The sequence below is a fragment of the Bacillus paramobilis genome (genome assembly GCF_038096195.1).
Taxonomy (GTDB): domain Bacteria; phylum Bacillota; class Bacilli; order Bacillales; family Bacillaceae_G; genus Bacillus_A; species Bacillus_A mobilis.
In genome coordinates, this window is the sequence record NZ_CP151108.1 from 2010261 (window position 1) to 2022784 (window position 12524).

15 protein-coding genes are annotated in these 12524 nt (G+C 32.8%); 9 read left to right on the forward strand and 6 right to left on the reverse strand.

Annotated features, from left to right (window positions below):
• Positions 1–100: 100 nt before the first annotated feature.
• Together AABL52_RS10325 and AABL52_RS10330 are read right to left on the reverse strand one after the other, a co-directional pair.
• A complete protein-coding gene (locus AABL52_RS10325) occupies positions 101–529 on the reverse strand; it encodes a cytidine deaminase (RefSeq protein ID WP_000021272.1) in 429 nt (142 codons plus the stop codon).
• A gap of 105 nt (positions 530–634) precedes the next feature.
• Positions 635–1186: a DUF5823 family protein gene (locus AABL52_RS10330; protein WP_341519317.1), complete on the reverse strand. Its 552-nt coding sequence runs from the start codon at positions 1184–1186 to the stop codon at positions 635–637.
• Positions 1187–1550: 364 nt separating this feature from the next.
• Between AABL52_RS10330 and AABL52_RS10335 the strand changes: the two genes are divergently transcribed.
• The 5 genes from AABL52_RS10335 (at position 1551) to AABL52_RS10355 (ending at position 7168) form a co-directional block, all read left to right on the forward strand.
• Positions 1551–2750 (forward strand): multidrug effflux MFS transporter, encoded by a 1200-nt coding sequence (locus AABL52_RS10335; protein ID WP_341519318.1) that lies wholly within the window; start codon positions 1551–1553, stop codon positions 2748–2750.
• 244 nt (positions 2751–2994) lie between these two features.
• A complete protein-coding gene (locus AABL52_RS10340) occupies positions 2995–3462 on the forward strand; it encodes a hypothetical protein (protein WP_098985901.1) in 468 nt (155 codons plus the stop codon).
• 9 nt (positions 3463–3471) lie between these two features.
• Complete coding sequence (locus tag AABL52_RS10345) at positions 3472–4572, forward strand: DUF456 domain-containing protein (protein ID WP_341519319.1); 1101 nt, start codon at positions 3472–3474, stop codon at positions 4570–4572.
• A gap of 134 nt (positions 4573–4706) precedes the next feature.
• On the forward strand, positions 4707–5255 hold the full coding sequence (locus tag AABL52_RS10350) for a hypothetical protein (protein ID WP_341519320.1): 549 nt from the start codon (positions 4707–4709) through the stop codon (positions 5253–5255).
• Positions 5256–5776: 521 nt separating this feature from the next.
• Positions 5777–7168, forward strand: coding sequence for an amino acid permease (locus tag AABL52_RS10355; protein WP_116349030.1), 1392 nt, complete (start codon positions 5777–5779; stop codon positions 7166–7168).
• 48 nt (positions 7169–7216) lie between these two features.
• Here the strand turns inward: AABL52_RS10355 and AABL52_RS10360 are convergent, their stop codons facing one another.
• Positions 7217–8236, reverse strand: coding sequence for a zinc-binding alcohol dehydrogenase family protein (locus AABL52_RS10360; RefSeq protein WP_098985903.1), 1020 nt, complete (start codon positions 8234–8236; stop codon positions 7217–7219).
• Positions 8237–8423: 187 nt separating this feature from the next.
• Here AABL52_RS10360 and aiiA point away from each other — a divergent pair, with 187 nt between their 5' ends.
• Positions 8424–9176, forward strand: coding sequence for a quorum-quenching N-acyl homoserine lactonase AiiA (aiiA, locus tag AABL52_RS10365; RefSeq protein ID WP_341519321.1), 753 nt, complete (start codon positions 8424–8426; stop codon positions 9174–9176).
• A 42-nt stretch (positions 9177–9218) separates the two neighbouring features.
• On the opposite strand, the gene AABL52_RS10370 is transcribed toward aiiA, so the two are convergent.
• The 3 genes from AABL52_RS10370 to AABL52_RS10380 form a co-directional block, all read right to left on the reverse strand.
• The gene (locus AABL52_RS10370) at positions 9219–9713 is read right to left on the reverse strand and encodes a hypothetical protein (protein WP_120450614.1); all 495 of its coding nucleotides are present in this window, start codon (positions 9711–9713) and stop codon (positions 9219–9221) included.
• 89 nt (positions 9714–9802) lie between these two features.
• Positions 9803–10267, reverse strand: coding sequence for a DMT family transporter (locus AABL52_RS10375; RefSeq protein WP_016135054.1), 465 nt, complete (start codon positions 10265–10267; stop codon positions 9803–9805).
• Positions 10268–10280: 13 nt separating this feature from the next.
• Positions 10281–10727 carry a DMT family transporter gene (locus AABL52_RS10380; protein ID WP_116349737.1) on the reverse strand — a complete coding sequence of 149 codons (447 nt, stop codon included), beginning with the start codon at positions 10725–10727 and terminating at the stop codon, positions 10281–10283.
• A gap of 109 nt (positions 10728–10836) precedes the next feature.
• Here AABL52_RS10380 and yeiL point away from each other — a divergent pair, with 109 nt between their 5' ends.
• The 3 genes from yeiL to AABL52_RS10395 all read left to right on the forward strand — a co-directional run bounded on the left by yeiL (position 10837) and on the right by AABL52_RS10395 (position 12511).
• Positions 10837–11529: a transcriptional regulator YeiL gene (yeiL, locus tag AABL52_RS10385; protein WP_341519322.1), complete on the forward strand. Its 693-nt coding sequence runs from the start codon at positions 10837–10839 to the stop codon at positions 11527–11529.
• Positions 11530–11542: 13 nt separating this feature from the next.
• Positions 11543–11896 (forward strand): glyoxalase superfamily protein, encoded by a 354-nt coding sequence (locus tag AABL52_RS10390; RefSeq protein ID WP_341519323.1) that lies wholly within the window; start codon positions 11543–11545, stop codon positions 11894–11896.
• Positions 11897–12262: 366 nt separating this feature from the next.
• Positions 12263–12511 carry a hypothetical protein gene (locus AABL52_RS10395; protein ID WP_000666946.1) on the forward strand — a complete coding sequence of 83 codons (249 nt, stop codon included), beginning with the start codon at positions 12263–12265 and terminating at the stop codon, positions 12509–12511.
• The last annotated feature ends 13 nt before the right edge of the window (positions 12512–12524 follow it).

Here is a 12524-nt window from a genome sequence, read left to right on the forward strand (position 1 = left end):
AACTTCTAGTAGCTCTTACATAGAAAAAGCACCGTCATTTGTGACGGTGCTTTTTTAGTGAATAATCTTTATTCTCCGCTATTTGAGAGTAACCTCCACTTTATCGTGTACTCCATTCTTTTGTAAATTCATCATGATATGCTTCGCTCCAATGGTATGGCTGCAACTCTTTTAACGGTTTGAAAATGATATCTTGTTTCGAATTTGTAATGGCGCATAGTACTTCTGGTCCCCAATAAAATAAACGTTCTTGGCATACACCACAAGGTGATAATACTTTTAATTCAGAATGCTCATTTTCTCTTGCAAGACAAATCGAATGTGTAACTTTCTTATGAAATTTATGAGCTTCTAAAATTGCACCTGTTTCCATACAAAGTTCTGTTGAAGCGTTTATTACGTCAGGGGCCACGCTTGTATAAATGGATCCATCTTCTACACGGATTGCTGCAGCTCCGCCCCAATTATGCGGATATCTTTGGTCAATTAAATTTTTCACTGCATCATATAATTGTTGTTCAATGCTCAATTGTATTTCCTCATTTCTGCTTAATTTTCGATTCAATGACTGTTATTTTTTAGTTACAAGGCTAAAAAAGAATAGACACTCAATTTCAAACTATAAATGCAAGAATTACTCTTCATCTGCATACTTTTCCTCTAAAGAAATTAATACAGCAATGAATCCGAGTACTATAATAATTAAAGTGGTTATAAAAGATTTAGAAAGAGAAAAAGAACCTGCAATGAAAGGTGATAAAAACTTGAATGAAAGTATACTAGCTAGTAAGGACACTACTAAAATGGTAAAAAGAGCTACATTTTTATTACTAATAGATGATTGTAAAAAGTCTTTAATAAAGCCAATAGAGACAAATATAGTTAGTATGATAAGGGAAATAAAATAATGTGTTACATTTGTCATACTAATAGTAGGATCGTCTATTATGTAGGCAAGTAACTTAGATATTAACATACCACCAAATAATAGAATGATAAAAGCGAGTAACTCTGTTGACATATAAGTGCTAAAATTGACTTTCTTTTTAAAGAGCTTATAGCTTAGTGTAGCCTGGATTATTTGCATGATAAAAAGAGTGATAATCCACACATAATAGACAATTGGTAATTCTCCTGAGAATAGAGCAATCAAGAAATTTATTACTGTCCTTAAAATTTCAATCATTACGAAAGGCCTCCTGTTTGTAAGCTTTACGACATTAAAAATGCTGGTCTATTGCTTGATAATTAGAACTGTTAATTCAAACTATTTCTAATTATTCCATAAAAAGGTGGTATCTTCAAGTTATCTTTTTAACAAAGCCTCCAAGGCTCAACACTAGAAAAAGAAACGCAATATGTAATATAATTGAAAAAGTATATTTAAAAAATCAATGTTAATATTACCCTCCTATAAGTATTAACATACGTAATTGAGGTGTTTTCTTTGTTGTTTTATGATCGGATTTCTATAATGGCCCCTCCTGTTCCGTAGCTTAGGAAAGTCTCTTTATTTCTGAGATTTTCAAAGTTATAGGAGGGTATGAAAAATGAAAAAAGTCTCAGTACCATCAATTTTGTTAATGATTATTCTTGTGGCATTTCCGCAAATTAGTGAAACGATTTACACACCGTCTTTACCTGACATTTCAAAGGCGCTACATGTAAGTAATAATGAGGTACAGTTAACTCTTAGTGTGTATTTCGCTGGATTTGCTTTAGGTGTATTTTTTATTGGATGGTTATCGGATATAATTGGCCGTCGCCCGGCAATGTTATTTGGAATTGTAATATATGGTGTAGGTAGTTTCTTATGCTTTATTGCAAATTCCATTGAAGTTTTATTGCTAAGTCGTTTTATTCAAGCGTTTGGAGCAAGTGCTGGCTCTGTTGTTACACAAACGATTCTTCGTGAAAGTGTAGAAGGGCATAAGAGGCATGTTATGTTTGCTCAAATCTCGGCAGTCATTGCTTTTACACCAGCGATAGGACCGTTAATTGGTGGCTTTCTAGATCAAATGTTTGGATTTAAAATCGTATTTTTAAGTTTAGTAGTTATGAGTGTCGGAATTTTTCTGTATACGTTTGTTTCTCTTCCAGAAACAAAAACGGGCTCAGTAACGAATAAGATAAATGTGCTTTCTGTTTTAAAACGATTGATTACAAATCCGAAAGTAGTAACATATGGGTTATTAATTGGAGGAGCGAATGGTGTTTTATTTAGTTATTATGCAGAAGCACCGTTTATCTTTATTGAATACTTTCAATTATCGCCTAGTATGTATGGATTTTTAGGAATTGTTGTTGCTTCTGCTTCAATTATTGGAGCGAAAGTTTCAAAACGATTACTTGCTACGTATAAACCAGAGAAGATTATATATATCGGTTGTCTTGTAATGACAGGAGGAGCTATCCTTTTATCTGTTATTACGTTTGTTGGATCAAATCCGAATGTAATATATATGATTGGATTTTTACTAGCGATGTTTATATTGCTATTAGGAATTGGAGTAGCGTTGCCTAACTGTTTAAGTTTAGCATTAGTAGATTTTCAAGATGTTATTGGTACAGCAGGAGCATTGTTTAGCTTAGGCTATTATGTAATTGTAACGATGACAGTTTGGGGAATGAGTCAACTCCATACGGGCTCGTTGATGGTGATGCCACTTTATTTTCTGGCTATTGTAGTTATCATGATGGTGTTTACTAAAGTGTTTATTTTAGGTAAACAAACTTCAAAAATGATTTGAAAATAAAATAGGAACAAATCATTATTTTGTGTAAATGTATTAACCCTTAAGTATAAAGATAAAAATGCTCTCTCAAATTTTTTTTGGAGAGCATTTTTGTTTTGTTTCATCTAAAATATTTCTTTCATTCAAATAAATCCCTATGTTTAACATTTTTGGGGTAATGTAGTTGTGATGAGGATATTCTTTTATTATAATTACTAATATATTAGAATTATTGTATGTTAGAGGGAGCGAACGTTTTTTGAGTGAAGTATCTAAAGAAATTAAAATAGCAGAGAAATTAAAATTTTGGGAAGAACAAGATCAAATAAATAAAGAATTAATACCGAGAGTTGTGAAAAGTCATGAAATGATTACAGACTTGGCAGCTCAATTTGATAAAAATTTAATATCTATGTCTTTGTTCCAAGAAAACATAGATGAAAATGATGAGGAGATTAGTAGTTTACATGAGAAGTTAAAAAGCGAATCATCTAAACGGATGGAACAAATAAGTAAATTAACTGCTAAAGTAGAAGAACAAGATATACATATTAGTGAAATGAAAAGTATGTTGATGAATCAAGAGGAAGAGATAAGAGAAGTAAAAAAAGTTCTGGAAAAAGTGAATAAAAATTTAGGAGTTACAGGGAATAATAACCGGAATTTAGCTGTCAATATAGGTGTTTTAATTGCAATGATACTATCTATTATTGCAATTATTCTATGAGGTGTACGTATGGAATCCTATAAAATGTTGGAGTCGTTAAAAAAAATACCGAAATCAGCATCGAATAATGTATCAAAAGAAAAAATGTTTTCTCGTTTAGAAGCGTTAAAAGATAGGGATGTTGTACTACAAGCAGGCATTTATTCATCAATAATAGGTTATCAAATACTTGAAACAAGGAATGTTCCGGATGAGTTGTTTGATGCATATGCTTCCCAGTACCCACAACTTTCTAGTAGTGGTATGTCTCTTTATGAAAAGTATGTAGAAGTTTATGAAAAGGGAGAAAGCTCTATTACTGGTTTTGTAAATGGGGTTAAAGGAAAGCAATTTGAATATTATGTCCAAAATAATTTATCAGAAAGATATCCGGACTATGATTTTACTATTGCAGAGAGTGCCAACCAACCTATATGGGATATAAAAGGTATTAGCCAAGAAAACGGGGAAGAAATGTTAATTCAGGTGAAAATGATGGATACTGCGCAAGCAAACCATTTGTCTAATATTATGCAAGCTAATCCAGATGTTTATTATGCTACTAGTTCAGAAATACGAGAAAAAATTCTTGCTGCAAAACCGGAATTACAGGAACAATTTATTCCAATCGATATCTCAAGTTATGAATTTACACAAGATGTACAAGATGGATTGGAAACATTGAGGGAAAACTTAGGGATTGATTTACCAGATGAAATTTTTGCACTAGCACCATATTCAACAGAAATAGTTTTAGGGATAAGACTACTCTTTGATTTAGCCTCGGTGAATAGAGATTTTAAACAAGTACAAGCTACTGACAAAGCACGTCTAGGAGCAGTGAAAGCTTTAATTCTGTTTTCAAGGTTTGGCATCAATACAATTTTAGGTGTTGTGGGATCGTCACTAGGTACAATAGCAATACCTGGTATCGGTACAGTGATAGGTGTAGTAGCTGGAGTATATGTAGGGAGTAAATTAAATAGAAAAATTGCACCATACTCACTGAAAATTGCATACACATTAGTAGGACTTAATGAAGAAGATGTATTCTACTTTAAAAATATGGAAAGGGTACATGATTTGGCACTTGAGTATAGAAAAAATAGTTTGCTTTTACAAAAACCGTAAGTTTATTTATAAAAGAGTCTCATTTTTTAATGAGACTCTTTTATATTTTATGAAAATAATTATAGTTATGAATATGTAAATAATGTTGAAATATAACAAAGTTGTATAGTTATAGTTTTTGGGAGGGTGAAAATATGTTAATGAATCTAGTATGCATTCTACTAATCATTTCCGGATTTATAATAGTTATACGAAAAACTTTCATTGTAAACCACTATCTTTGTAATTTAATGGCATTCTTTTGCGCTTATATGACAACATCTTCCTACGTATTAGAGCAACTTTCATTAACGAAAACTATATTGATATTATGTTTGTTGCTTATAACTTTTATTTTTGTATACTCACATTTTGATATTAGAGGATTAGCTTTTAACGATTACACAGTATTCAATCTACCTTCTAGCCGGGTGAATATATTAGTGAAAAAAGGGTTAACTAAAGCGAACATAGAACTCACATTGGATAAAAATAATATATATTTATCAGGTTCTCCTGTTAAAATTCGAATATTGAATAGACCATTACATACAACTAATATTTTATTTAGAAAATGCCCAGAGGATATAAGGACAAAAATGAAAGATATTATTAAGGAAAAGATAAAAGCTGAAGAGAAAAGTTTTCCACTTTCCGGTGTATTGTTGATTGTTTTAAGTGTAGTTATATTTTTCTTAAAGTAGGGGATGGGATAGAAAATTTTTAGCTGTGGTAATGGAATAAATAAGAGATGTAGAAGCCAGTGACTTTGTAGTTTTATTAATATATTAAATTTCTGCGTGGTGCGTTAATTGCATGTGTAAACAATTGCAGTACAAACTATAATTAGTGTAATAACCGAGGAGGATAGGATCTCCTCGGTTATTTATATTGTAATAATATTCATGCCGGAATCATATTGAATAGATGTATTTTATTGTTAATTTAGTTAAAAATTAATCAGACTATGTATAATGATTTACCGAAAAAATAATTGAACTTTTCAGATAAATGAATTAATATAAGGTAAGTAATTTTAAGATTTATAGAATATTGGAAGATGAAAGGTTTTGAGAATTTTGTAAGAGGCAAAAAACGATTTTAGGATAGCTTTAAAGCTAGTGTAAAATGACGTTTGCTTCATCATTTTCAGGGCCGAAAGGAATTAGGGGAAAGCATCTTGTTTTAAAATGCGGCTATGAATCATCTAAGAGGGGGAAGTGAAGTGGCAAACAAAGAATTGAAAAGAGGCTTAGAAGCACGTCATATTCAAATGATCGCTTTAGGCGGAACGATTGGTGTTGGCTTGTTTATGGGGTCAGCCAGCACAATTAAATGGACAGGTCCGTCAGTAATGCTTGCGTATGCAATTGCAGGTATTTTTATTTTCTTTATTATGCGTGCGATGGGTGAAATGTTGTATATGGAACCAAGTACAGGTTCATTTGCGACGTTCGGTCATAAGTATATTCATCCGCTAGCTGGCTATATGACAGCGTGGAGTAACTGGTTCCAGTGGGTTATCGTTGGGATGTCAGAAATTATTGCGGTTGGAGCATATATGAAATATTGGTTCCCGGACTTACCAGCTTGGATACCAGGTGTAATCGCGATGGTTATTCTAGGCGCAGCTAACTTAATTTCTGTTAAGTCATTTGGTGAATTTGAATTTTGGTTTGCGATGATTAAAATCGTTACGATTCTATTAATGATTATTGCGGGATTTGGACTTATTTTCTTTGGAATTGGTAACGGTGGAGAAGCGATTGGCATATCTAATCTTTGGTCAAATGGCGGTTTCTTTACAGGTGGTTTTTCAGGATTCTTCTTTGCATTATCACTTGTAGTTGGTGCATACCAAGGTGTGGAATTAATCGGGATTACTGCTGGTGAGGCGAAGGATCCGAAAAAGACACTTACAAGAGCGATTCAAAGTACAATTTGGCGTATTTTAATATTCTATATTGGTGCTATTTTCGTTATTGTAACTGTGTATCCATGGGATCAATTAAGTACAATTGGTAGTCCGTTCGTAGCAACTTTTGCGAAGGTTGGTATTACAGCAGCAGCTGGACTTATTAACTTCGTTGTTATTACAGCGGCAATGTCGGGTTGTAATAGCGGTATTTATAGTGCGGGTCGTATGCTTTATACGTTAGGTGTAAATGGACAAGCGCCGAAATATTTCACGAAACTTTCTGGAAATGGTGTGCCTTTATTCGGTACAGTTGGCGTAATTATCGGTTTAGCGGTTGGTGTTGTTTTAAGTTATATCGCACCGAAAAACTTATTCGTATATGTATATAGTGCGAGTGTACTTCCTGGTATGGTACCATGGTTCGTCATTTTAATTAGTCAAATTAATTTTAGAAAAGCAAAAGGAGCAGAGATGAAAGATCATCCGTTCAAAATGCCATTTGCTCCTGTTACAAACTATTTAACAATTGCCTTTTTAATTATGGTATTAATCGGAATGTGGTTTAACGATGATACGCGCATTTCACTAATTGTAGGTATTGTTTTCTTAGCTATCGTAACAATTAGTTTCTATGCTTTCGGAATAGGGAAACGACCTCCGTTAGATATTCAAAATGATCAAGAGATTTCAAGTAAATAAAGATAGTAAAAAGTCCGATTTCTCATATGGAAATCGGACTTTTTGTTATTAAAATTTCTCTAAAACGATTTTCCCAATGGTACGCCCACTTTCAAGTAGTGCATGTACTTTCTTTACGTTTTCAGCATTAATTGGTGTGAATGTTTCATTTAAAGTAGTCTTTAAAATACCTTCATCTAATAGTTCGCTTACTTTATTTAATAGTTCGTGCTGCGTAATCATATCGCCAGTTTCATACATCGCTTTTGTGAACATAAACTCCCAAACGAGTGTAGCACTTTTACTTTTTAAAATCCCCATTTCAAGAGGGTGCTCATTTTCTACGATAGAGCAAATTTTTCCTTGTGGTTTAATGAGGTCACATATTGCTTGCCAATGTTGATCTGTATTGTTTAAGCAGAAAATATAATCTACATCTTTTATCCCGAATTCTAATATTTGATCTTGTAAAGGTTGGTGATGGTTAATAATATAATCGGCACCGAATTTTTCAACCCAGTGTATCGTTTCATTGCGGGATGCAGTTGTGATTACATTTAATCCAGCCCATTTTGCTAATTGAATTGCAATTGAACCTACACCACCAGCTCCACCGATAATTAAAATGTTTTTAAATGTATTTGTATCTTTCTTATTATAATCAATACCTAAACGTTCGAATAAACCTTCCCAAGCCGTAATAGCTGTTAAAGGAAGTGCTGCAGATTCAGCATCACTTAACGTTTTTGGTTTTCTACCAACGATTCTTTCATCAACTAAATGATATTCACTATATGTACCTTGTCTCGTAATGCTTCCAGCGTAAAACACTTCGTCGCCTTCTTTAAATAACGTACAACCTTCGCCTGTTTGTACGACTACACCACTAGCATCCCAGCCGAGTATTTTTGCTACATCTTCTTTTTTATCTTTCGGAGAGCGAACTTTAGTATCAACTGGGTTAACGGAAATAGCGTTAATTTTAACGAGTATATCTCTTCCTGTAGCAACAGGTCTTTCAACTTCAATATCAATTAAACTGTTTTCTTCTTCAATAGGTAAGTATTCATGTAAACCAATTGCTTTCATTTCTATTCCCTCCATTAAAGTAAGAGTCATTTTCTCTTTTATTATAGATGGTGAAATGCCATTATGTAAAAAAGAACATTCTTTTTTATTTATGCTGGTATGAAAGTGTGGAAGGAGTTTGCTTCTAAAAAGCAGAATTTTTTACTGTGTTACTTTATCTCAAATTAAATGTAGAGGTGGATACATAATGACAGTAAAGAAGCTTTATTTCATCCCAGCAGGTCGTTGTATGTTAGATCATTCTTCTGTTAATAGTACGCTCACACCGGGGAATCTATTGAACTTACCTGTATGGTGTTATCTTTTGGAGACGGAAGAGGGGCCTATCTTAGTAGATACAGGTATGCCAGAAAGTGCGGTTAATAATGAAGGGCTTTTTAACGGTACATTTGTCGAAGGGCAGGTTTTACCGAAAATGACTGAAGAAGATAGAATCGTGAATATTTTAAAACGGGTTGGTTATGAGCCGGAAGACCTTCTTTATATTATTAGTTCTCACTTGCATTTTGATCATGCAGGAGGAAATGGCGCTTTTATAAATACACCAATCATTGTACAGCGTGCTGAATATGAGGCGGCGCAGCATAGCGAAGAATATTTGAAAGAATGTATATTGCCGAATTTAAACTACAAAATCATTGAAGGTGATTATGAAGTCGTACCAGGAGTTCAATTATTGCATACACCAGGCCATACTCCAGGGCATCAATCGCTATTAATTGAGACAGAAAAATCCGGTCCTGTATTATTAACGATTGATGCATCTTATACGAAAGAAAACTTTGAAGATGAAGTGTCGTTTGCGGGGTTTGATTCGGAATTAGCCTTATCTTCAATTAAACGTTTAAAAGAAGTTGTGATGAAAGAGAAGCCGATTCTTTTCTTTGGACATGATATAGAACAGGAAAAGGGATGTAAAGTGTTCCCGGAATATATATAGTGCAAAAAGGTCATGAGCTTACGTGCTCATGACCTTTTTCGTTTAAATAATTTTTTTGAATAAGTTATAAACTTTTTTAGAACTATCTTCATTTAATTGATAGTACGTAAGGTTTACATCATCAGGAGTATCTTGCTGAGCAATCATCACTTCGTTATTGTGATGGTCAACTACCCATATGAAATATTTTTTATAAGTTCCATCCTCGAAAGTAATCCACATATCACAATCTATTAAATCTGATCCTTCTTCATCTAATGTTAATTTTCCTTTTTTGGCGGTATCCATACTGTTAATGAAAGTTTTTAATTCATCTGTTTTTGTGAGAAAGATATCCTTTTTTGTTTTAATTGACTCGACATGTATATCTTTTATTTCCTGCTTTCCTAAAAAGACAAGGGGCTCATTCGGGTCTCTTTGAGTTGAAATGATAGTAGCTTTTTTCTTTGGTTTATTTGCTGTATAGAAATCTTGAATAGATTTCCCAGAGTTGAAAAACCATGCGATTCCAAAAATAATCAATGCACTACCTAGCAGTAAAATGATTTTCTTAATAGAATATTCTCCTCTCTATTAATTCATATGAAGAGCTTTTCTATTAATATATGATAGGTAAGCGTAAAGTATTATAGTTGAACTTGGTTATTCTGCACAGTTTTAACAGGGCGATCTACGAGTAAATTGTAAGTGAGTCCGATTAGTACGAAAATGCCACCAACAACCTTTCCCGTAGAGAGTTCGTGTGACAAGATGAAATCAATGATAGTCCCCGCAAATAATTGTCCAATAAAGATGAGTAACGTTAAATAAAATGCTGATATTTTAGGCGTAATATAGTTCGATAACGAGATGACGATAACGCCTACTAATCCGCCTAAGTAAACAGCGATAGGAATAGATTGCAACGTATGACTAGGAATGTATATTGAATCTGAACTGAAAATTAAAAATAACATAGAGAAAAATAATCCAGTAATATAATTAAAAAACGTGCCTTCCCAATTTCCAATTTTCGCTGCTAAATTCGCGTTAATAATTCTAGCAACAACGATAGAAACACCAGCTAAAATAGCGATCGTAACATATAACATTTTCTTGCCCCCATTAATAAATTGTCATGATTATAATTCCGGAAGAGATGAAACATAATCCAATTAGTTTTTTCTTTTCAAACTTTGCAACTTGCATTCCTAATAAGCCGAAATGATCAATAACGATGGAAGCGATGGATTGACCGAGTAAACTTAATGCGATCGTAATAGAGGCACCAAGGACGGAGAAACTTATATTATTAAAAAGAACAGTGAATACTCCAATCGCTCCAGCGCTATATAGAAAAAGTGGAATACCTTTATCGAAACGAATTTTATTTTTGTTTATGATTAAAATGAAGATAACTGCAATTAAACCGACAAGGTGAATGACAACGCTTGCTGTGTACTTGCCAATTAACTCAGATAAAATCCCATTCAATGGCAGCATAACGGCGATGAGCACACCAATAAAGACAGAAAGAAAGTTATACAATGTAATATCCCCTTTAATTTTCATATTTGTAATGACTGTATCATGCTGAAATTGTGTATTACTATGACATATGTCATAGTGGAAGAAGAAAATTTTGATTACAATGGGGATGAGTTGTAAAGGCGGAGGAACTATGAAGAAAGTATGTAATTCAATTAAATTAGCAAATTATATGAAACAAAATAATATTGATTCATTTTTTAGTAATGATATGAAATCGTATATGGAACTCATATTTTTTAAAAAGAATGAGTTTATTTGTAGAGAAAATGAAGAAATAGATTATTTATTTTTCTTCGTTGAAGGAAAAGCGAAAGCGTTTAATACATTAAGTAACGGGAAATCTGTATTGTTATGTTTTTATGATAGCTTGCAGCTGTTAGGAGATGTGGAGTTAATTCATTCTCAAAAGACGGCTTCAAACGTACAAGTGATGGCAGATTCATATTGTGTTGCTTTACCTTTAGGAAAAGTGAGAACTCAACTATTTCATGATGCGAAATTTTTACGATGTATTTGCGGATCATTAGCACATAAATTAAATCGACTTTCAAAAAATAGTACAATTAATTTACTATATCCACTTGAAAATAGACTTGCGAGTTACATGTTAGCAGCAGGGGAACGAGCGGTGCAGCACGGAAATCGAATTGTATTTAGTGGGAATTTAACGGAAACAGCTGAATTATTAGGAACGAGTTATCGGCACCTATTACGTACATTAAATATTTTTTGTGATAAAGAGATTATAAAAAAGAACAATGGTTGTTTTGAAGTAGTAAACGTGGATGTTTTGAGGGAATTGGCGGCAGATGTTTATAAATAGGAGGAGATTATAAATGATTACACCTATATTTAGAATTTTTGATGTTGAAAAAGCAAAGCTGTTTTATTTAGATTTTTTAGGATTTAAAATGGATTGGGAACATCGGTATGAGGAACATATGCCATTATATATGCGAATTTCGTTACACGATGCTGTAATACATTTATCAGAACATCATGGGGATGCTTCGCCAGGTGGTGCGATTAGGGTGAAAATAGATAATGTAGAGGATTATCATTCTATATTATTGAATAAAGGATATGCTTATGCAAAACCCGATATAGAGAGAACACCGTGGGATACTATGGAATTAACTGTGATTGATCCATTTTTAAATAGAATTATATTTTATGAGGAGAGGGTTTAGGCTTATACTAAGCAACCCTTTATTAGATTGGACTGTTGAGTTAATGGCTTGGCGATATGGGGCAAAAAAATAGATCAGTAGCAACAGCAGCTACTGATCATCCATATGTACATGAATTAGGAGAGGTCAAACATTTATTAACTTTATTATAATAGATTTTCATAAGAATAAAAACTGAAAATTCTAATTTCGTGTTGAGAAAGTTTTTTGTATCGAAATATATAAAAGAATAGGGGCATTTAGTAAAAAGAAATATGATATTTATATTTTAACAAATTATGATATAGTTTATTAAGAATAGATTACCTAAAATATTATTTTATTACATATAGATCGCGTTTTTGATTAAGGAAGGGGGAAATGGTTGTGAAGTTTGATGATCAACGCCTACTAGGAGTACGATTAGGTTCTGTACTTGTAACAGAGGAAAATCAATATTTAGTAATTAAGAAAAAAGATCATTATGCATTATTAAATATACATAATTTAGAATGCACACATGTTGAAGTGCAGTTAGAACATATTGAAGAAATGTTGCAGGAAGATTTCCAAGAAAGTATAACGGAGATTATTGCGCCAGAACATATAAAAATTGTTGCGAAAAATGTAATATAAATAAAGAAGCTGG

Bases quoted from the DNA above. Each gene is read 5' to 3' on its own strand.
- yeiL (WP_341519322.1), top strand. From the start codon at position 10,837: ATGAAGAAAGTATGTAATTCAATTAAATTAGCAAATTATATGAAACAA.
- AABL52_RS10375 (WP_016135054.1), bottom strand. From the start codon at position 10,267: ATGTTATATGTTACGATCGCTATTTTAGCTGGTGTTTCTATCGTTGTT.
- AABL52_RS10380 (WP_116349737.1), bottom strand. From the start codon at position 10,727: ATGAAAATTAAAGGGGATATTACATTGTATAACTTTCTTTCTGTCTTT.
- AABL52_RS10390 (WP_341519323.1), top strand. From the start codon at position 11,543: ATGATTACACCTATATTTAGAATTTTTGATGTTGAAAAAGCAAAGCTG.
- AABL52_RS10345 (WP_341519319.1), top strand. From the start codon at position 3,472: ATGGAATCCTATAAAATGTTGGAGTCGTTAAAAAAAATACCGAAATCA.
- AABL52_RS10360 (WP_098985903.1), bottom strand. From the start codon at position 8,236: ATGAAAGCAATTGGTTTACATGAATACTTACCTATTGAAGAAGAAAAC.
- AABL52_RS10350 (WP_341519320.1), top strand. From the start codon at position 4,707: ATGTTAATGAATCTAGTATGCATTCTACTAATCATTTCCGGATTTATA.
- AABL52_RS10330 (WP_341519317.1), bottom strand. From the start codon at position 1,186: ATGATTGAAATTTTAAGGACAGTAATAAATTTCTTGATTGCTCTATTC.
- AABL52_RS10335 (WP_341519318.1), top strand. From the start codon at position 1,551: ATGAAAAAAGTCTCAGTACCATCAATTTTGTTAATGATTATTCTTGTG.
- aiiA (WP_341519321.1), top strand. From the start codon at position 8,424: ATGACAGTAAAGAAGCTTTATTTCATCCCAGCAGGTCGTTGTATGTTA.